This window comes from Psychrobacter sp. Ps4 (assembly GCF_022129285.1).
Classification (GTDB): Bacteria; Pseudomonadota; Gammaproteobacteria; order Pseudomonadales; family Moraxellaceae; genus Psychrobacter; species Psychrobacter immobilis_A.
This window is the reverse complement of record NZ_JADQAK010000013.1, coordinates 67932-88193: the sequence shown is the minus strand read 5'-3', so window position 1 is coordinate 88193 and position 20262 is coordinate 67932. Positions and strand designations below refer to the sequence as shown.

Below are 20262 nucleotides of genomic sequence, written 5' to 3'. Positions count from 1 at the left end.
ATAGCAATTAGGTTTGATAATTAGTTTATAACAATTTTAAGTGGGATTGGCTATACTGACAGTAGCAGTCTCTTTAGGACTATTCGGCTGCTCAGACAGCGACAATAGTTTCAATGACGATGATGTCATATCCCCTTCCACTAATTATGAAGCCGATATTCAGCGCACTGAGTTCGGTATACCGCACATCACTGCAAAGGATTACAAAGGTCTGGGTTATGGCGTCGGTTATGCATTCGCAGAAGATAACTTCTGCTCACTAGCACGTGAAGTTGTAGTCGCTAGCGGTCAGAGTATGCTGTATCTAGGCGCTGACGGTAATTTGGCTAGCGATGCTTTTTATACGTGGTACAACACTGACAAGCGAAAAGCTGAATTTTTAGCAGCTCAAGATCCCGAAGTCATTGATGCTGTGACAGGTTATGCTGCAGGCTATAGCCGTTATCTACGTGACAAAGGCGTGGCTAATATCGATCCTGCTTGTGCCAATACTGAATGGGTACGCGAGATTACTCTCGATGATTTATTGACGGTCTACGGTAAAGCCAATCTACGTGGTGGCTTATCTAATTTTGTCGGTCCCATTGTAGCAGCGGCACCGCCCTCTATTTCTGGCATTCAGAATAGCTCAAGAATGCGTAGTGTTCCAGTCGCAAATCCTGTCGTAGAGTCAGCACCTGCATTCAATATGGATACGATTAATGCGATGAGTGGCGGTAGTAATGCCTATGCCTTTGGTAAGGAGGTGACTGGTACTAATAGCGGGGTCATGTATGGCAATCCGCATGAGCCATGGGATGGCGTCCAACGTTTCTATCAATTTCACTTAACGATGCCAGGTGAGCTGGATGTAATGGGCGCGGCTCAACAAGGTCAGCCTTTCCCTAACATCGGTTTTAATAAAGACGTGGCTTGGAGCCATACCGTATCCACTGCCAAACGTTTTACGCTTTATCAGCTGAGCCTAGTTGATGGAGATCCTCTCAAATACAATTATACTAATAGCGCTGGTGTGACTGAGCAGCGCGATATCGAAACCGTTCCTGTCACTATTCAGCTACCAAATAATCAGACGCAGGTTCACAATATTTATGTCTCACAATATGGACCTATGTTAGCGGTCAATTTGCTCAATGGTCAATTACCAGCATGGGGCGCTAATAATCTAGCTTATACTATTCGTGATGCCGCCTCTGAAAACCCAAGAGCACTCAATCAGTGGCGTAGTATGAATAAGGCTACGAGCGTTGAGGACTTAGTCGATAGACTGCAAAGCGTCCTTGGTCTTGGATTTGTTAATACTATTGCTACCGACCGTAATGGTAAGGCACTCTATGCTGACATCTCAACCGTACCAAATGTGACCAAAGCTAAGCTTGAAGCTTGTAGTAGTGCTGCATCTGGCCCCTTCCTTGGTGCGTTAATTGCCTCTGACTTGCCAGCACTGAATGGTAGTACCGCTGCCTGTGAATGGGGAGTTGATACAGACTCACCGCAAGCAGGTATCTTTGGGCGCTCAAACTTACCTTTCTTGATCCGCGATGATTATGTTGCTAACTCGAATGATAGCTATTGGTTAAGCAATTTAGAGCAACCACTGACTGGATTTTCACCGCTCCTACGTCGTCGTTTAGCCCCCTTCTTAGGTGCTAGTCCAGCAGATGGTGTTCCCTTGCTTATGCGCTCACGTATGGGACTGGTTCAAATACAAGATCGATTCAGTAATAAAGATAACTTGGGCGGTACTAAGTTCAATTTAAACAATATGCAAGAGGTCGTCTATGGTAACCGCAGCTATGTCGCTGAGTTGGTACTCGACGACGTATTAGCAGATTGTCGAGCGAATGCTAGCATGCCTTTGACAGGTGGCTCTACTATTGATGCAACTAATGCTTGTAATATCTTGAGTAATTGGGATCGTCGTAATAATTTAGAGAGTAAAGGCGCTCATGTCTTTAGAGAGTTTTGGCGTAATGTGGATTTTAATGAAACGACGGATACGATATTCAGTGTTAAATTTGATGCAAAAGACCCAGTCAATACGCCTCGTGGTTTAATTATTAGTGCGGATACACGTACTGCTTTAGGAGATTCCATTAAGTTCTTCCAAGATAAAAACATCGCTCTTGATGCGTCTTTATCTGATTTGCAGTATATCGTTGATGCTAGTAAAAACGATGAGCGTATTGCTATGCATGGTGGCTTTGGTCGTGAAGGTGTATTCAATGTTGCAGAAACGAGAGGCACAAGCGCTAATGATGGCGCAAACTACCTCATTAATTTTGGTCCGACATATATGCAAAGCGTTACCTTTAATAGCGCTGGCCCTGTAGCAGAAGCCTTATTAGGTTACTCGCAAGCTTCTGATACTACTCGACCGTTCCATCGTGACCAGAGTCGTCGCTATTCAGCTAAAGAATGGATTCGCCTACCCTTCAATGCTAGTGACGTTAGCAACCAAGCCGTTGGCAATAGAATCCAGCTAAAAGAATAAGTTTGACGTAACTTGAATTAGTGATAACTTAAATTAGTGATAAAAAGACCTCAGATATATGCTGAGGTTTTTTTCACTTTATGGAAGCAGCCTGTTTGAATATCGTCGATTCCTCATGATGCCAGCACTTAGCCAGCTAACCGCAAGAGGGGTATGAGTATAATTGCCAAAATCAAATGGACTTATCATAGACAGTTTGTATGTAAGAAAACTCGCCGACCACCCCACTGCAAACAAGGATTTGTTATACTAGTGCTTATTGATGGCTATCAATTTAGCAGCATATAGCGCTGTGAAAATTATTATTGATAACAAACTTATTATGGTTATTAATCATCTATCAAACACCTACTGGCTTTCAGATATTTGGTCGTTAGAGATGTAAGAACAGTAATACTCAAGGTCAAAACGAGGAATACCGCATGACAGAACATTCAGAATTAAATACTCAGCAGCCTTACAATCGTGCAGGAGAGCAACCGACCACGACACGCCCTGTTATGCAATCAGAAAGTCCTTATGCCAGTACGCGTGGCAGTATGATGAGTAAGCAGCTACCTGCCTTTGATGAAGCTATTATTAATAAATACAATCGTTCAGGACCACGTTATACCTCCTATCCGACCGCTTTAGAGTTCTCACCCATCTCTGTTGGTCTTGAGGCAAAGATCCTTCAGAACCGTGAAGCTCGTGCACCACTGTCTTTATATTTTCATATTCCATTCTGTCGTCACCTCTGCTATTACTGCGCTTGTAATAAAATTATCACCAAGAAAAATAGCGACTCAGGCGATTATTTGCAGTATTTAATCGCTGAGATTAAGCACAAACGCCGCCTGCTACCTGTCCCAGAAGGTAGTAGCAAACCCCTCGTTAAACAGCTGCATTTGGGTGGGGGTACGCCAACATTTTTGCGTGATGAAGAAATGGTTCAACTGTGGGAGTTTTTACAAACTCAGTTTGAATTCTTACCTGAAGACAAAGGCGATTACTCTATTGAAATTGACCCACGTGAGCTGAGTGGCGAGACGTTAAAAGTATTGCGTAATCTTGGCTTTAACCGTATCAGTTTAGGCGTACAAGACCTCGATGAAACGGTCCAAATCGCCGTCAATCGTGTACATTCAGCAGAGCTCATTGAAAATGTGTTAAATGAGGCGCGTGATCTAGGTTTTCACTCTATCAATATCGACCTGATTTATGGCTTGCCGCATCAAACACCCGCAACCTTAGATAAAACGGTGCGCCGTATCATCGAGATGTCGCCGGATCGCTTGTCAGTATTCAATTACGCACACTTGCCAGAACGTTTTAAGGCCCAGCGCCAGATTAAAGAAGCCGATTTACCAGACCCAGCAGCCAAGCTTACAATGCTTGGCAATACCATCAATACGCTGACCGAAGCTGGCTATCAATATATCGGTATTGATCACTTCGCCAAGCCTGATGATGAATTAGCCGTGGCGCAGCGTGAGGGCAAACTGCATCGTAACTTTCAAGGTTATACCATCATGGGCGATTGTGATTTATTGGGCTTCGGCGTCTCCTCTATCAGTCAAATTGCCAATGCCAATACCCGCTATATTTTGCAAAATGATACAGATTTATCAGTTTATCAAGCGAATATCGATGCTGCACAAAGTAACTCGGCTGCAATGCCTGCGGTAAAAGTCATCAAAACATCTATCAAAGATCGCTTGCGTGAATATGTGATTATGAATCTACTCTGTCACGACTATATCGATTTTAAAGACGTCAATCAAAAATTTGGTATCGATGCCATCACTTACTTTATCAATGAGATTCAACAGCTTGGCGCCATGCAAGAAGACAAGCTCATCGATATGGACGCGGCTGGTATTCGCGTGCTACCAAAAGGTCGATTGTTAGGTCGTAACGTCGCCATGGTATTTGATGAATATCTTGAGAAAAAACATAAAAATCGTTTCTCAAAAGTTATTTGATTGAGTGATTCCATAAATTAAAAGCAGTCATAAAAAAGACCTCACTTGAGGTCTTTTTTATGGTGTTTAATAAAGCTGATGATTGACAAAAAATACCTCTAGGGCGTGTCCTCGTTTCAAAAATGGTGATAAAAATGAGATAAATTGCCGTCAAACGAGGAAAATAGCGCAGATAATATCGGGATATTAACCAGCTATTTAACGATGTTTGGCAAAATTTAGCCATTTTTAGCCCGTTTAGATATGATCAATTGAATTGAGGACATGCCATAGCCTACTCAGTAGACATCACCACATTCAGAAGGCATCACCATATATAGCCTATTTGCATCTTCTATTGCTTTTTCACTGTCTAAATATTTTTGCTCAATTGTGCTTTTAGCGTTGGCAATCATTGAATCGGTCATCGCAAAGTCATCGTCGTTTAGTAGACCCAATGAGCCATCTTGACGCAACCACAAACCTTCTAACTTATCATGCGGATATTCTACAGTTGCGAGAACGTCGACTACCAAGGTTTTCTTGACTGGTTTGATTGCCAATGCCTTCAGCAATTGCCAATTTTTTTCATCGGCTGCAATAAGCTGCTCCAGCGTTTGTTCATTAATCGTTAAACCCAATACATGATCTTGCTTGATATTATCTGTATTTAAAATATTCTCAATATCAGTCGCCTGCGAGAGGTCAATTTTATAAATGAGCTTTTGCGCAGACTTGTCTTGCAGCGGAAACTTGCGATCATGTTCAATCAAATAAAACTCGTGATTGTTAATCGCAACGATACCCGAAGTCACATGGTGAGCATGATCGAGACGATACAAATACTGTGCTATTTGACCAGAGTATAGATTGATAGTGACGATGCGCGTCAAACTAGAGACACGACCTGACTGATCAGGGTTGTCCATAGAAGACTCCATAATACCCACCAGTGTGCTCTGATCTGGAGTAATCGTTAATGCCTCCATACCGCGATTTGCACGACGTTTGGTAAATTCTGCTGGTAGTAAAATCGGCTGACCATTAACCATTACATTATTGCGCTGATCGCTCGCAAATGCATTGATACGCTCAATCTCCACCCCCTGCGCATTATAATGAACCAAATGAGGACCATACTCATCACTGATCCAAAAACTGCCATTTGTGAGCGCAGCAAGACCTTCAGGATCTAAACCATCGATATCGTTTTTGATAGGATTGGTCACTGCATCAAAAGGTAGATTAGGATTCATGGTCATCGGCTGGCCGTCGACATCGTAAGGGACTTCATTAGTTCCGCCGAGTGCTTGTGGATTCGGTAGCCCAGAGATAGGATTGCCATTTGCGTCTTTTAGTAGTATCTCTTTGATCTTAATAATTTGCCCGGTTGCTTGTAGCTCAAACAATCCGATGCGCGGTGTATAGTCAGGTACTAAAAACTGTTTACCTTTGCCTGCACTACCTTCGAAATCCGCATTGGGACCGCGATCAGTGAGCACATAAAATTGATTGGCATTGGTTGGATGAGCCGCTGCATCTGAGCCAAAACCACCCCCTCTAATCTCAAGCTTCCTCTCAGGATACGCAGCATTGATATGCGTATCATCGAGCACGGTATAAGGTAGTGCCGTGCCTTGGATAAAGTCTTTTATTTGAATGATTTCTGTATTAATATTTTGTATCGTCATTTTTTATCCCTGATATATATTTTATTCTTGTTAAACGAACCATATGAGTAATTTATTAGATGTAGCGTTCAGCACAATTGACAGTCGAAAAAATAGCCAGCGCCCAATAAGCTCACTGACCATTTTAAGAGTTAATGCTATAACACATGGCTACACATTATTTATTAAACCTTAAGCTTGTCACCCACCATACCCTTGATGGTACTTAAAATATCAGCAGGTAATACCACCATTTTTGCATTGTCAGACTCTGCCAGCTCACGAATCGCCTTAATATATTGTTCACCAAGTAAGTAGACAATAGGCATCTCTTCCTCGCCCATTGCATTAGTAATCAGGCGAATAGACTCTTCAGAACCTCTCGCCAATACCACTTGTGCTTCGGCATCACGACGTGACGCCTCTAAACGTCCATCTGCCTCTAAGATAGCCGCTTGCTTTTGACCATCAGCACGAGTCACTGTCGCACGGCGCAGACGCTCTGCCGCCGCCTGCTCTTCCATTGATGCTTGCATCGTTTGCGATGGATTAATATCTTGAATTTCTACTGTCTTTAGGGTGATACCCCAGTCCGCAATATCTTCTGATATCGCATGCTTTAGCTTCATTTTGATTTCATCACGGCTAGACAATGCACTATCAAGATCCATCTCACCGATAATTGAACGTAGTGACGTCTGCACCAGATTACGAATACCATATTCATAATCTTCAATACCATAAACAGCCTTATCTGGGCGCACGATATTTATATACGCCACGGCATTGGCAATAATAACAACGTTGTCTCGCGTAATGACCTCTTGTGAGGGAATATCAAGAACAATGTCTTTGGTCGTCACTTTATAAGCAACATTATCAACGAAAGGAATAATAAGGTTGAGACCCGGCTCTAGTGTTTGGCTATATTTGCCCAATCGCTGCACCACCCACTTATAACCTTGTGGCACGATTCGAACGCCTTTGAAAACCGTAAAGACAACCAGTGCAACCAAAACCACCATGACAATGCTGAAGCTTTCCATAATTCTTCCCTATTATTATAATTGCATGTCTTTATTAATCGCTGCCTGCGATTTCATACTGCTCACAATCAGCTCATTACCGACAATATCAGTCACCACCACTCGATCGCCGACCGCCACCGGCTCACCCGTAGTGCGGCACATCCACTCCGCTGCTCCAACAATAGGAACACTGAATCTGACAGTGCCCGCTCTATCTGGCTGCGGCTGGACGATAATCATGCCAGTTTCACCAACGATAACACTACCACCCAAGCCTGCTTTGGTGCGATCTACTGATAAGGGTTTAATAAACTTGAACCATGCCAGTAAGAATATGGCAGAAAGCACCAACCAAATAATAATTTGCACAGAGACAGAAATAGGCAATAGCCACGAAAGCGCGGCAACGATGATGGCAGCGGCACCAAACCAAAGGCTGGCGAATGTCGGTACAAACATCTCAATGATCAGCAATATAAAACCTAAGACTAACCAGTGCCAAGGTTCAATCATCCACAGCATCTCCATCATCACTACATTCCCTCTCTTTATCATTCTAACTTTTAATGTAGCACATTTTTGGTGTTAATAATTTCTTAAAAATCATCAATATATGATGTGTATACTTCGAAAAATATGAGAAGCACATATTAAAACTTAGAGCATAAAAAAACGACCGCCAAAGCGATCGTTTCTTTTTTCTTTAATCAACTTATTAAAACTTAATGTGAGCACCTAAAGTCAATAGAGTAATATCTTCAGCGACATAATCATATTCAGCTTCAACGCTCATGCTAGGGTTAAAGTTATAACCCAAACCAATACCACCAGCAACACCACTATCGCTATCGCTTTCACTAATAGTGTTTCCAAGTACGTCACTTAAAGACGCATCAATCTCAGCTTTAGCAAATCCTAACTTACCTTTGGCATATAAACCAGTATTAGGGAATTGATAACGGTAAGTACCGTAAGCACCATAAGTTTTAAGGTCATATTCACCTTTAAGAAGTCTGGTACCTGTATCAACATCAGTGTCACTAGAGCCTACATATTCAACTTCAGCACCAAAGTTAGGATCAAAGTTATAACCAGCATAAATACCATAAGCAGTAGGATCATCTAGACCATCAGCATCTACCATGAACTTACCAGCTTTTACACCAACATACGGCTGACCTGCATAGTTAACTGCCGCTTGCGCACTGACACTCAATAAAGAGCCAACTGATAGGGCGATCAAAGCTTTTTGTAAAGTATTCATATATCTTCCTGTTAAATAAAACTAAAAATACCATCTGAATGAAAATAACAGAGCATATAAGTTAGCTGAACTATTGTCGAATTCGAGATATTAACAGAACCTTATTTCAAATGCACTCTTTTTTAATGACGCTTACAGTGCTTTTTATCGTACAAAAAAACGCACCTCGAAAGGTGCGTTTTTTAGTTATCATACTGCTAATCAAAAACTTAGAATTTTAGCTGAGCACCAACAGTCATTAGATCTGCGTCGCTACCTAACATGTCATATTCAGCTTCGACACTGAAGTTTGGGTTAACCGAATAACCAAGGCCTACACCACCTGCAAGGCTGGTATCGTCGTTAGAAATGGTTTTTCTGTTAGAGTCTTCAACGATATAGTTACCTTCGATTTCAGTCTTAGCAACACCTAATTTACCTTTGGCATATAGCGCAGTATTTGGGAACTGATAACGATAAGTACCATACGCGCCATAGCTCTTGGCATCGATATCACCGTTATAATAATCGGCATCGCCTGAACCTACATATTCTGCTTCGATACCAAAGTTAGGATCAAAGTTGTAACCACCATAGACACCATAAGCAGTTGGCTTGTCAGCACCGTTTACATCTAGGTCAAACTGACCGACTTTTACACCAACGTATGGCTGACCAGTGTAACCGTTGCCATAAGATACGGCAGCTTGTGCACTCATGCTTAATAAAGAACCAGCTGCTAATGCAAGTAACGTTTTTTGTAAAGTTTTCATAGTATTCCCCTAGGGTTATATTTTTAATTATTTGTCTATAAAGTATGTGGATGAGAAAAGATTATTATTGCCATCTTCTCTCACTCGTTTAGCTGATAAATCGTTTTGGCTTTAGAACTTCAACTGAGCGCCAACAGTAAGTAGCTTGGCATCGACATCACTGTCCATCATTGAGTATTCAGCTTCGACACCAAAGTTAGGATTCACTGAGTAACCAAGACCTACACCACCAGCAAGACCTGTGTCGCTGCTAGATCTCGAAACTTTAACTGGACCGACAGTGTAATCACCTTCTACTTCAGTTTTAGCAACCCCTAGCTTACCTTTAGCGTATAAGCCAGTATTTGGGAACTGGTAGCGTGCCGTACCATATGCGCCATAAGTTTTGGCATCAAGGTCACCGTTTTTATAATCAGCATCATCTGAACCTATATACTCTGCTTCGACACCAAAGTTTTGATCGAAGTTATAACCACCGTAGACACCATAAGCAGTTGGATCATCTGCATTGTCGATATCTAGATCAAACTGACCGACTTTGACGCCGACATACGGCTGACCAGTGTAACCGTTGCTATAAGAAGTAGCGGCCTGTGCGCCAACAGTTAACAAAGAACCAGCTGCTAGTGCAAGTAGCGTTTTTTGTAGAGTTTTCATTATTAGCTCCTTAAAATCAATTTGGACAAACAAGTTATCTATTTATATTGGCTTTGATAGCCCTATCGCCTTGTTTGCTAACGATGGGTATATAGTAACAAACTATTTCAAATCGTCTGTCAGTGTTTGATGGTATGAGAGTTAAGATTTGCAAGTATTTATCAGTGCTTGGGTTACAAAGGCAAAGATATGAAATCTTTTGTTACAACCACTGAGTTTATGCAATAATCCCTACTCATTTCATCGCCTTTCTAGCAGAAATAAGCATAAAACCATAAGAGATACCGAATATTTTAAGGTAAAAATAATGACTGGACGTATAACTAGCCGCTTACAAGAAGCGCTTACAGCACTCAAAGCCACCCAACAATATCGTCAATTACCCAATCTCCAACATCATGGGCAATACGTTATTAGCGAAGGTAAAACCTTACTCAATATCGCCAGTAACGATTATCTGGGCTTAGGCGGCGACACCGAATTACAAAACGAATTTCTCAGCCAACTAACACCGCTATCAGTCGCACAAATGCCTAAAATGAGTGCGACGTCCTCACGCTTGCTCACTGGAAATGATGCACAGCTACAAGCGCTAGAGTCTGAGTTGCAGGAATGGTATCAAACCACTATCGGCAAACGTGATATCTCTGCCTCAAAATCGGTGTTGGTATTGAATAGCGGCTATCATGCCAATCTTGGTATATTGCCAGCCCTCACAGCATTGCCAGTCAAAACACTGATCTTAGCTGACAAACTGGTACATGCCAGCATTATCGATGGGTTGCGTTTGAGCCAAAGCAAACTTGTCAGCTATCGTCGTTATCGTCACAATGATTATGAACATTTGGCGATGTTTATTGAGCAGGCAGCGCCAGACATTGAGCGCATCATTATTGTCACTGAGAGCATTTTTAGTATGGATGGTGATCGTGCGGATTTATGTCAACTGGTAAAATTAAAAGCTAGCGATGCTCGTATCGAACTGTATGTCGATGAGGCTCATGCCATCGGTGTATTAGGTGATACAGGATTGGGACTAGCGGAAGAAACGCAGACATTGGCTGATATTGACTATTTGGTCGGTACTTTCGGTAAAGCATTTGCCTCGGTGGGTGCTTATATCATGTGCGATGATGTCGTCAAGCAATGGCTAATTAACCGCATGCGTCCACTCATTTTTAGTACTGCATTACCCCCTATCAATCACGCATGGACGCGATTTATTTTAGCAAAAATGCCAATGCTAAATAATCAACGGGCGCATTTAGCGCGGTTATCTACCAAGCTTAGTCAAGCCATCGACCCAAGATACCGTGTGTCCCAGAACATCCAGCATCCACACTATGACTCACCGATTGTGCCTTACATCTTGGGTGACAATGCCAGCACGCTTGCCAAAGCACAACAATTGCAAGCAGCAGGTTTTTACGCCCTGCCTATCAGGCCACCCACTGTGCCTGCAAACACCGCTCGTATCCGTTTGGTGATGAATGCCAAGCTGACAGATGAAGACTGCGAACAATTGATACAACAATTATAAATCTGTTGTTATACATCAGCGACGTCAGTCCTGCTATCGATTGATAATTGGCTCACTTGGATATAATAAACCGTATGAAAACACTCGCCACGCCTGATAACTTTAGCCCCAGAAAACAAACCATCGCTCGTCATTTTGCCAATGCCAGCGACTATGATCAGCATGCCAATGTTCAGCAGCAAGTCTGTCAATATTTAATAGACAAACTCACTCACACTGAACACGACAGTGTGCTTGAAGTCGGTGCAGGAACTGGTCAAATGACCCGTCTACTCGCAGCACACATTCAAAGTCAATATTGGCTGATCAATGAATTATGCACTGAACAAGCGGCTACTTTACAATCCATATTGCCCAATGCTGACATAGCAATTGGCGATGCTGAAACGATGAACTTTGAGGATGGGCATAGCTTGATAATCAGTGCCAATGCAGTGCAGTGGTTTGATGATCCCTTAAACTTTGTTGCGCAATCAGTACACCATTTGCGAGCTGGAGGTCAACTACTGTTTAACACTTTTACGCCAAATAACTTTTTGCAAATAAAGACTCTAACGGATCAAGGTCTTCACTATCCCGATATCATTGAATGGCGATTGGCACTGATTAGTGCTGGATTTGAGGAAATTGAACTGTCCACTCAGCGTTTCGAGTTACCGTTTGCCAGTCCTTACGCTATCCTAAAACATATGAAGTTGACGGGCGTATCGACCAATCAGACGCAAGTAAAAGCCAACAGTACCCAGCCCTTTATGTGGACCAAGGCACGCTTGCAACAGTTTGAGTCTGATTATTGGCAACATTTTTCGGCGCAAGATGACGCCGGTCAGCCTATCGTTCATTTGACTTATGAAGTACTGATAGTGAGTGCCTTTAAGTCATGAAGACAAGATATAGAGTGGTAGGATACTTCTTATAAATAACAGCCATAAAAAAACGCACCCCGAAGGATGCGTTTTTTGTTTTAACTGCGTTTAGCTACTAAATCGCAATTATTTTTTGTCTTCGTCTACTTCAGTAAACTCAGCATCAACGACGTCATCATCAGCTTGGTTGCTATCTGCTGCATTGTCCGCGCCTTGTTGGAACTGGCTTGGATCCATGCCCTCGCTACCTGCGCCTGCATCAGCATAAATCTTCTGACTAACTGGCAAGAAGGCATTGTCTAATGCTTCAAGCTTGGCTTTGATGTCATCATGATCATCTTCTTTCATCACCGCTTCAAGCTCAGAGATAGCAGCTTCTACTGTTGATTTTTCTTCAGCAGTTACCTTATCTTCAGCATCTTTCAACGCTTTTTGTACCGCATGAATACGACCATCTGCTTCGTTACGAACTTGCGCTAAGTTAGCGAATTTTTCGTCTTCTGCAGCATTGGCTTCTGCATCACGAACCATTTGCTCGATTTCTTCATCCGTCAAGCCAGAATCTGCTTTGATCTGGATGCTTTGCGCTTTACCCGTACCTTTGTCAGTTGCTGAGATATTCATGATACCGTCAGCATTGATGTCAAAAGTAACTTCAATTTGCGGTAGACCACGTGGTGCTGGTGGAATATCCGTCAAATCAAAACGACCAAGCTGTTTATTTTGGTTAGCGATTTTACGCTCACCTTGATAAACCTGGATGGTCACAGCTGGTTGGTTGTCTTCAGCCGTTGAGAATACCTGTGATTTCTTAGTAGGAATCATGGTGTTTTTCTCAATAACTGGTGTCATGACACCACCCATCGTTTCGATACCAAGCGTTAGTGGCGTCACATCAAGTAGCAATACGTCTGTTTTTTCACCAGACAATACCGCGCCTTGAATCGCAGCCCCTGCCGCTACTGCTTCATCAGGGTTCACATCTTTACGTGGCTCCTGACCGAAGAATTCTTGTACTTTTTGCTGTACCAGTGGCATACGAGTCTGACCACCAACTAAGATAACATCATCGATGTCACCAATTTTTATGCCAGCATCTTCAAGGGCAATCTTACAAGGACCCATGGTACGTTGTACCAACTCTTCAGTTAAGCTCTCAAGTTTTGAGCGACTGATAGTGACCACCAAATGCTTAGGACCATTGCTGTCTGCAGTAATATAAGGCAAGTTCACTTCAGTACTTTGGGCACTTGATAACTCAATTTTCGCTTTTTCTGCCGCTTCTTTTAGACGCTGCATCGCCAATGAGTCACCTTTCAAATTGACATCTTGGTCTTTTTTGAACTCATCAACTAAATAATCAATCAATGCTGAGTCAAAGTCTTCACCACCAAGGAATGTATCACCATTGGTTGCTAAAACTTCAAACTGCTGCTCACCATCAACGTCAGCGATTTCGATGATTGATACGTCAAAAGTACCACCACCCAAGTCATAAACAGCAACCGTGCTATCGCCTTGCTTCTTGTCCATACCATAGGCAAGAGCCGCAGCTGTTGGTTCGTTGATGATACGTTTTACATCAAGACCCGCAATTTTACCCGCGTCTTTTGTTGCTTGACGTTGTGAGTCATTAAAATAAGCTGGTACGGTTACAACTGCTTCAGTAACAGTTTCACCAAGATAGTCTTCTGCTGTTTTTTTCATTTTCTTCAAGATTTCAGCAGAAACCTGTGGTGGTGCTAATTTTTTACCGTTAATTTCTACCCATGCATCACCGTTATCCGCTTTGGCGATTTTGTAAGGTACCATGCCGATGTCTTTTTGCACGACTTTGTCATCAAAACGACGACCAATCAAACGCTTAATCGCAAACAACGTGTTGTTTGGATTGGTGACCGCTTGACGTTTGGCTGACTGACCCACCAAAATTTCATCGTTTTTATAAGCAACGATAGATGGCGTTGTACGAGTACCTTCAGCATTTTCGATGACTTTGACTTTGTCACCTTCCATCACTGCGACACACGAGTTAGTCGTACCTAAATCAATACCAATTACTTTACCCATAATTATTTGCTCCTAATTTGTTTTAAGTATTTATCTATTCAGACCGTGGTTGATCTCTTGTTGCTATATATATCGGTTTACTTATGGATTTTTTCAAGTCAATCATCATGCAAAATTTGTCTTTCGTGTGACTTTTTGTGAAAACCCTTAATAATAGTAGGGTTTAGCACATTAAAAATCCAATTTTTAGTACTACTGCCCAACACGTACCATGGCTGGGCGTAATAAACGACCGTTCAAGCTATAACCTTTTTGTAATACAGTACCGACAGTATCAGCTTCCGCTTCTTCATCAATACCCACTGCTTCGTGCAAATCAGCATTAAATTTCTCGCCTTGTGGGTCAACCATTTCGACGCCGTTCTTATTTAATACGTCCAATAACGCTTTGTGCGTCAGTCTCACCCCTTCTGTAACAGGGTCATCGGCATGGGCGCTTTCGATGGCGCGTTCTAAATTATCGACCACTTCTAATAGCTCTTTGGCAAATTTCTGCAAGGCAAAACGCTTACTCTTATCCGCCTCTTGCTCCATGCGTTTTTGTGCATTGTAAGCTTCAGCATTGGCACGAGCGGTGACTTCTTTAGCTTGCTTCACTTCACCTTCTAGTTCAGCGATGCGCGCTTTAAAGGTGTCGAGATCGATTTCATTTTCGATGGTCATTTCTTCACCTGAGTTATGCTTTGGATCAAACTCTTTCATGGTTTCTTCTAAAATACTGTCACTGTGTTCAATATTGTCATGCGCCACATTTTGCTCAGGCGATTCGTGGTTGGTATTTTGCTCGCTCATGATAGCTCCTTAGAATTTTAATAATGACAATTTATATAAGAGGCAACAAGCTCACTATTTACTAGGGATACTGTGCTCTTATTAAATAATTAACCCGTCTTACACATTGTTGTTATGAGTACCTTCTACTAGCTGTTTGATAAAGGTGATGGAGCTAAATTTCAAGCCTAAGCCAAGGGAATTTTTCTAATTTACAACAAATATTGCCTAAATCTGGATTAAAGTGCTCAAAACAGAATTTCATAGGTGGTAAATGACTATCCACGTTCGTTAACACAAGCTACAAGAAAGCAGTACTTATTCCAAAAAACTTACCATTGGTACATAAGCCATTACCAAACAATACTCAACTTTATTTTTGATTACTCTACTATTGCTATTAAATAGTATGGCTCATGTCAAAGTGAATGCTCATATATGACAACGCATACTGACAATCATCAACGAGAAGTGTTATGTCTAAATCAACCGTGTTATCAATCAATGCGCTATTAAATAAAGCGCTGATGACGATAAAGCTCGCATCAACAGATCGTATAGATAAAGGTATAAAAGAAGAAAATGGCACTCAAGAGAATCGTTTGACCGCCAAACAAAAAGTACTTAGCTATAACCCGTTGACGACTTGCCAGCCGCATACCTTGCACTATGCCATGAAAGGAGTCGGCTATCTGCCAACGCCACTATTAGAGAGCTTGGTTGGTTATTGGAAAGGACCGACCTCAAAACAATACCTTCACGCCGATGCTCACCTGCGTTTGATTCTCGCGGTGAATAGTAAACTTAAAACGCCTCTTGAGCTGACACCAATGCATGAGCTGCGCGAAAGGTTCGCTACTGACGCCGTGGCGATGCAAGCGCCGCAGGTATGGCAGCAAGCAAGTGACAATATCATCGGCAACATGAAGCGATTTACGAAAAAAAATCAGAAGCTTGTGCATTGGGAAGACAAAGTGATTGCCAACGCTGATGATGGCGATATGACCATTCGCTGTTATCAATCAGACGTGAGCTCTCATGGCTTAGGGTTCAAAAAAGCGGATACTCATAATTCTGATGAAACAGTGCTGTTATATTTTCATGGGGGTGGATTTTGTATTGGTGATGTCAATACCCATCATGAATTTTGCCACGCGGTTTGTGAGCAGACGGGCTGGCCGATAGTCAGTGTTGATTATCGCTTAGCGCCTGAGCATCCCGCACCAGCCGCATTAAAAGACTGTATCACTGCTTACGCTTGGCTGGCTGAGCATTGCCATACCTTAGGTGCTTTACCCTCGCGAATCGTGCTAGCAGGCGATAGTGCTGGCGGCGGATTGTCCACTTTGATTGCTCAGCAACTTACTGCGCCCTCGCAAGTCGCATGGTCAGATCTGGGCAGTGCAGGTCAAAAAATGTTCGATTTATTAGAGCGCTTACCAAAGCCACTTGCACAAATGCCTTTATATCCTGTGACGGATATCGAAACGGATTATCCAAGTTGGGAGTTATATGGTGAGGGATTATTATTGGATCATGCCGATGTGGCTGTATTTGATGCCGCTTGTTTAGATAACAGCCCCTTGCCACGCCAGCATATCCTTAACTGTCCGATGCTTGGTGATAATAGTAAAGTATGCCCGACTTATATTGTCGCCGCAGAATTAGACGTATTACGTGATGAAGCATTTGCTTATGCAAAGCAATTAAAGGTGCATGGTATAGCAGTTGAGACTCATACCATTCTGGGTGCGCCGCATGGTTTTATTCATTTTATGAGTATTCATCAAGGTATCGGACAAGAAACAGGCGATATTATTAAAGGGTTTGCGAGTTTTGTGCGTGACGTTATCAATACCCAGTCACAATTAGCGGCATAGTTATCAATACAGTTGTATAAGAGAGTGCCTGTTTACTTATAAAATAGAATGGCACTGCCACTATTTAAACGTTACTTTTTTAAGCATTGTTTTCTTAAATATGACTTGCTTAAACGTTATCTCCAACCTGACCATTCACAGTGATTAGCCAAATCTCTGAGCGCGAACCCAAGCGAAATGGAATACCCCAAAAGCCGTAACCAGATGACACCACAAAGTGTCCTTTGCCAATGGCTTCATAGCCATAACCCAAGCAGTTGATGGCACTGACAATGAAGTTGGCGGGAAATATTTGACCGTTATGAGTATGCCCTGAGAGCTGTAAATCAATCGGCATTTGACTGTGCTCAGCAATATCACTTGGTCTATGATCTAGCAGTATTACAGGCTGTGTAGTATCAACTTGGGCTAGTAGATCGGCTGTGGCTACCCGCTGTCTTTTATGGTTATCAAAACGCCCAACCAGCCAGATTGGTTGACCTTCATGCTCGATACCGGTTACTTCATCATTTAACAACTGCACGCCAGCAGCACGCAACGCTTGGACAATCGGCTGCTCGTGCCCGTATAAATCATGATTGCCTAAAGTCGCATAGACCCCATATGGCAGGCTTTTGCATAACTCCGCCAAGTTTTTCGCCATATTATAATCAGTAAATGCCTGTATATTGTCATCCATGATATCGCCCGGCATCAGCAATATATCTGCTGTATTTTTTACCATAAGATGATGCAGCCTATCTATTGCACCGCTACCAAACAGTCTCCCGATATGCAAATCACTTGCGACCGCAATACGTAATGGCTTAGCCAAAGGTTTATCAATATCAATAGATAACTCACGTACCACAGGCACATAAGCACTGTATAGGGCATAGAAAAACAACCCGATAAATATTGCCAACGCCAATATTCGCAACCCAAAATCGACGGTAGCCGGTGTAGCGAGCGCATCACCAGTTAGCGATGTAATTAGCCAATAGCCACCATAAAATAGACTCGTAACTAAAGCCGTCAATAGCATGAAATGCATAACTAACATCCAACCACTGATCCAGCGATAGCTATTGGCAAATGCTCTATTGACACTGAGTAGCAGCAAACCGTTGGTAATAACGAATACGATGACCCATACCGAAGTTTGCAAACCTGCTGTCTGCCAAGGCTGTAACCACCATTGCACGCTTAGAGCTGCACCGACACTAAACAGCTGCAATAGCACAAAAATGGTGATAAAAAATGCGTAGCGCATGAAAAATCCTTGAGTATGATGGCAGCCATGCAGTATGTTTTTAGCTGACAATACAAGCAAAATAGCTATCAGCCAGCCTAACAGCAAATAAAAGCCTCTACCATTTAGATATAGTAGAGGCTTTATCATTAGGGTAACACTGTTTATTTAAATGGCTCATACACCAGACTGCAACGTAATTATCCAAATCTCAGAACGCGTTCCCAGTCTAAATGGTACGGGACCAATGCCATAACCAGAGGTCACCAAAAACTGCGTATCGGCTATTTTTTTACTACCATAGTTTAGTGGTGTCAACCAATCCATCAATAGCGTTAACGGAAATATCTGCCCGCCATGGGTATGTCCAGACAGATGCAAATCGACTGGCAGGGCGCTGACCTCATCCATCGCGCTAGGACGATGTTCCAAAAATATCACTGGTTTATCTGTGTCTACTTGCGTCAATAATTCCTCGGCTGACAGTCTAGTACGATCGATATCATCTGAGCGCCCCACCAGCCATACTGAATCATCTAATAGCACACTCTCATTATCAAGCGCTTTGATGCCAGCCTCTTCCACCGCCTGTGTGATCTGTTGGTCATAACCGAAATAATCGTGATTGCCTAAAGTCGCATAGACGCCAAGCGGCGCCTTTAGCTTTGATAGCTGCTCATGCATATTGGTATTATCGTAAGCAATGGTATTGTCATTCATAATGTCACCAGCGATAACCACGACATCGGGATGTTGCGCATCGATAAGGCGCACCATTTTCTTTATCTGCCGATGGCCAAACCATCTGCCCAGATGCGTATCAGAGACAAGCGCTATCTTCATTGGCTTAGCCAGCGGCTTAGCTGTAGTGACCGTCAATCGATGTACTTCGGGCGAGTAGGCATTAAATACGGCTAAGCTAACAATGGCTATATAAATCGTGACAGATAGAGCGCGCAAGAGTATTGGACGAGATTTTTGTTTAAAGAGCCGATAGACAAGGAGCGCAACTACAGCAGTTATCAAACCCGCATAAAACATAAAACCTTGCAAAATACTGATGACTAAATAGACATAAAAGCGTTCGTACCAAAACTCAGTCAAACCATAAATGAGAGCACTATTATTAATAATAAAGACAACAGCTATCAGTGCAGCTTTTGCAGCAGTCGTTTTTGGCTTTACAAACCAGCAGAGAAGCACGCTGGTCATAACAGCTAGCAACTGAGTGAAAACAATAAAGAACCACATAATCAAGTCTGCTTAGATAAAGATAACGCTATCTTACGTGAAAAATTTGATGCTCTGGATATAGCCTCCTTTTTTCCACGAAAACTTCATACGCTTTACGTCTAGAGTGCTGTTGCCACAAAACTAAATGGTTGCCAGTAAACGTACTTTAACGTTTATTTGGTGCTATTTTGCAAACGCCATTGTCACAAGCTTGCATCACCGTTTTGCCATAAACCAACTTGGTCACCCAGTTTGGAATTCTATAGCGATTACGCGCGACATACGGATAAGCGAGGTCGCCAAGTTGTTTGACTACTGGCAAAAACAACAACGGTGACCATTTAACGCCGCCCGTTCTGTAGAGCAACCGCACGGCATCCATGTGCGTGTACCAATTGCCGTAGCTGTCTTGCATACACATATAAGTCATCGCATCATTGCGACTAAATCCTGCGACTGCTAACTCATCAAGCCCCTCTTCTACAGGAACTAAGTGTATCTTTTCCGGTTGACGTTTTTTCATATTATGCGCCTCGGTGCTGCATATCACGCACGCATCATCGTAGTACATGGTAATAGATAAATTTGATTGCTCTCTATAACTGTTGATATGATTTTGGATAATCATCTTACGACTCCTTTCTGAGTGATATAGTCAATCCTATATAAATCAGATACGGTGTCAGGCTCGCTTAGTCTACTATTTGTAGTAATTTCGCTCGCCTTCCTTGTATCCAAATTATATAGGCAGAGCACTTTCAAACCGCTACGGTGTTACCCGCCCTAGATGTACTCAATATACTATCTGCGGTCGGTCGCCTTGTAGCGATTCTAAAGCTTCTTGACTATCTTGAACCGACTCT

Annotated in this window: 16 protein-coding genes; 5 read left to right on the top strand and 11 right to left on the bottom strand. The window is 42.5% G+C overall.

The window, feature by feature from the left end; all coding sequences use genetic code 11:
- The first annotated feature begins 40 nt into the window (after positions 1-40).
- Positions 41-2494 carry a penicillin acylase family protein gene (locus tag I3252_RS09200; RefSeq protein WP_238034974.1) on the top strand — a complete coding sequence of 818 codons (2454 nt, stop codon included), beginning with the start codon at positions 41-43 and terminating at the stop codon, positions 2492-2494.
- Between the two features lie 422 nt (positions 2495-2916).
- A complete protein-coding gene (gene hemN / locus I3252_RS09195) occupies positions 2917-4458 on the top strand; it encodes an oxygen-independent coproporphyrinogen III oxidase (protein ID WP_238034973.1) in 1542 nt (513 codons plus the stop codon).
- 278 nt (positions 4459-4736) lie between these two features.
- On the opposite strand, the gene I3252_RS09190 is transcribed toward hemN, so the two are convergent.
- The 6 genes from I3252_RS09190 to I3252_RS09165 all read right to left on the bottom strand — a co-directional run bounded on the left by I3252_RS09190 (position 4737) and on the right by I3252_RS09165 (position 9808).
- Positions 4737-6128 carry an esterase-like activity of phytase family protein gene (locus I3252_RS09190; protein WP_238034972.1) on the bottom strand — a complete coding sequence of 464 codons (1392 nt, stop codon included), beginning with the start codon at positions 6126-6128 and terminating at the stop codon, positions 4737-4739.
- A 164-nt stretch (positions 6129-6292) separates the two neighbouring features.
- Positions 6293-7153, bottom strand: a complete 861-nt coding sequence (locus I3252_RS09185) for an SPFH domain-containing protein (protein ID WP_238034971.1) — start codon at positions 7151-7153, stop codon at positions 6293-6295.
- Positions 7154-7168: 15 nt separating this feature from the next.
- Positions 7169-7666 (bottom strand): NfeD family protein, encoded by a 498-nt coding sequence (locus I3252_RS09180; RefSeq protein WP_087816353.1) that lies wholly within the window; start codon positions 7664-7666, stop codon positions 7169-7171.
- 184 nt (positions 7667-7850) lie between these two features.
- Positions 7851-8399, bottom strand: coding sequence for a porin family protein (locus I3252_RS09175; RefSeq protein ID WP_238034970.1), 549 nt, complete (start codon positions 8397-8399; stop codon positions 7851-7853).
- Positions 8400-8608: 209 nt separating this feature from the next.
- Positions 8609-9151 (bottom strand): porin family protein, encoded by a 543-nt coding sequence (locus tag I3252_RS09170; protein WP_238034969.1) that lies wholly within the window; start codon positions 9149-9151, stop codon positions 8609-8611.
- 111 nt (positions 9152-9262) lie between these two features.
- Positions 9263-9808, bottom strand: coding sequence for a porin family protein (locus I3252_RS09165; protein ID WP_238034968.1), 546 nt, complete (start codon positions 9806-9808; stop codon positions 9263-9265).
- Positions 9809-10115: 307 nt separating this feature from the next.
- Here I3252_RS09165 and I3252_RS09160 point away from each other — a divergent pair, with 307 nt between their 5' ends.
- Both I3252_RS09160 and I3252_RS09155 read left to right on the top strand, forming a co-directional pair.
- Entirely contained in the window at positions 10116-11348 is a 1233-nt protein-coding gene (locus tag I3252_RS09160) for an 8-amino-7-oxononanoate synthase (RefSeq protein WP_238034967.1), read from the top strand.
- Positions 11349-11422: 74 nt separating this feature from the next.
- Complete coding sequence (locus tag I3252_RS09155) at positions 11423-12232, top strand: methyltransferase domain-containing protein (protein WP_238034965.1); 810 nt, start codon at positions 11423-11425, stop codon at positions 12230-12232.
- 108 nt (positions 12233-12340) lie between these two features.
- Here I3252_RS09155 and dnaK read toward each other — a convergent pair whose 3' ends face one another.
- Both dnaK and grpE read right to left on the bottom strand, forming a co-directional pair.
- A complete protein-coding gene (dnaK, locus tag I3252_RS09150; protein WP_045447587.1) occupies positions 12341-14284 on the bottom strand; it encodes a molecular chaperone DnaK in 1944 nt (647 codons plus the stop codon).
- A 192-nt stretch (positions 14285-14476) separates the two neighbouring features.
- The gene (gene grpE / locus I3252_RS09145; RefSeq protein WP_045447584.1) at positions 14477-15076 is read right to left on the bottom strand and encodes a nucleotide exchange factor GrpE; all 600 of its coding nucleotides are present in this window, start codon (positions 15074-15076) and stop codon (positions 14477-14479) included.
- A 455-nt stretch (positions 15077-15531) separates the two neighbouring features.
- Between grpE and I3252_RS09140 the strand changes: the two genes are divergently transcribed.
- Positions 15532-16935, top strand: a complete 1404-nt coding sequence (locus tag I3252_RS09140) for an alpha/beta hydrolase (RefSeq protein WP_238034964.1) — start codon at positions 15532-15534, stop codon at positions 16933-16935.
- Between the two features lie 109 nt (positions 16936-17044).
- Here the strand turns inward: I3252_RS09140 and I3252_RS09135 are convergent, their stop codons facing one another.
- The 3 genes from I3252_RS09135 to I3252_RS09125 all read right to left on the bottom strand — a co-directional run bounded on the left by I3252_RS09135 (position 17045) and on the right by I3252_RS09125 (position 20027).
- Positions 17045-18187, bottom strand: coding sequence for a metallophosphoesterase (locus I3252_RS09135; protein WP_238034962.1), 1143 nt, complete (start codon positions 18185-18187; stop codon positions 17045-17047).
- A 156-nt stretch (positions 18188-18343) separates the two neighbouring features.
- Entirely contained in the window at positions 18344-19417 is a 1074-nt protein-coding gene (locus I3252_RS09130) for a metallophosphoesterase (protein WP_238034960.1), read from the bottom strand.
- A gap of 148 nt (positions 19418-19565) precedes the next feature.
- Positions 19566-20027: a DUF393 domain-containing protein gene (locus I3252_RS09125; protein WP_238034959.1), complete on the bottom strand. Its 462-nt coding sequence runs from the start codon at positions 20025-20027 to the stop codon at positions 19566-19568.
- Positions 20028-20262 lie beyond the last annotated feature (235 nt).

Bases quoted from the DNA above. Each gene is read 5' to 3' on its own strand.
- hemN (WP_238034973.1), top strand. From the start codon at position 2,917: ATGACAGAACATTCAGAATTAAATACTCAGCAGCCTTACAATCGTGCA.
- I3252_RS09190 (WP_238034972.1), bottom strand. From the start codon at position 6,128: ATGACGATACAAAATATTAATACAGAAATCATTCAAATAAAAGACTTT.
- I3252_RS09185 (WP_238034971.1), bottom strand. From the start codon at position 7,153: ATGGAAAGCTTCAGCATTGTCATGGTGGTTTTGGTTGCACTGGTTGTC.
- I3252_RS09180 (WP_087816353.1), bottom strand. From the start codon at position 7,666: ATGATGGAGATGCTGTGGATGATTGAACCTTGGCACTGGTTAGTCTTA.
- I3252_RS09175 (WP_238034970.1), bottom strand. From the start codon at position 8,399: ATGAATACTTTACAAAAAGCTTTGATCGCCCTATCAGTTGGCTCTTTA.
- I3252_RS09170 (WP_238034969.1), bottom strand. From the start codon at position 9,151: ATGAAAACTTTACAAAAAACGTTACTTGCATTAGCAGCTGGTTCTTTA.
- I3252_RS09165 (WP_238034968.1), bottom strand. From the start codon at position 9,808: ATGAAAACTCTACAAAAAACGCTACTTGCACTAGCAGCTGGTTCTTTG.
- I3252_RS09160 (WP_238034967.1), top strand. From the start codon at position 10,116: ATGACTGGACGTATAACTAGCCGCTTACAAGAAGCGCTTACAGCACTC.
- I3252_RS09155 (WP_238034965.1), top strand. From the start codon at position 11,423: ATGAAAACACTCGCCACGCCTGATAACTTTAGCCCCAGAAAACAAACC.
- dnaK (WP_045447587.1), bottom strand. From the start codon at position 14,284: ATGGGTAAAGTAATTGGTATTGATTTAGGTACGACTAACTCGTGTGTC.
- grpE (WP_045447584.1), bottom strand. From the start codon at position 15,076: ATGAGCGAGCAAAATACCAACCACGAATCGCCTGAGCAAAATGTGGCG.
- I3252_RS09140 (WP_238034964.1), top strand. From the start codon at position 15,532: ATGTCTAAATCAACCGTGTTATCAATCAATGCGCTATTAAATAAAGCG.
- I3252_RS09135 (WP_238034962.1), bottom strand. From the start codon at position 18,187: ATGCGCTACGCATTTTTTATCACCATTTTTGTGCTATTGCAGCTGTTT.
- I3252_RS09130 (WP_238034960.1), bottom strand. From the start codon at position 19,417: ATGTGGTTCTTTATTGTTTTCACTCAGTTGCTAGCTGTTATGACCAGC.
- I3252_RS09125 (WP_238034959.1), bottom strand. From the start codon at position 20,027: ATGATTATCCAAAATCATATCAACAGTTATAGAGAGCAATCAAATTTA.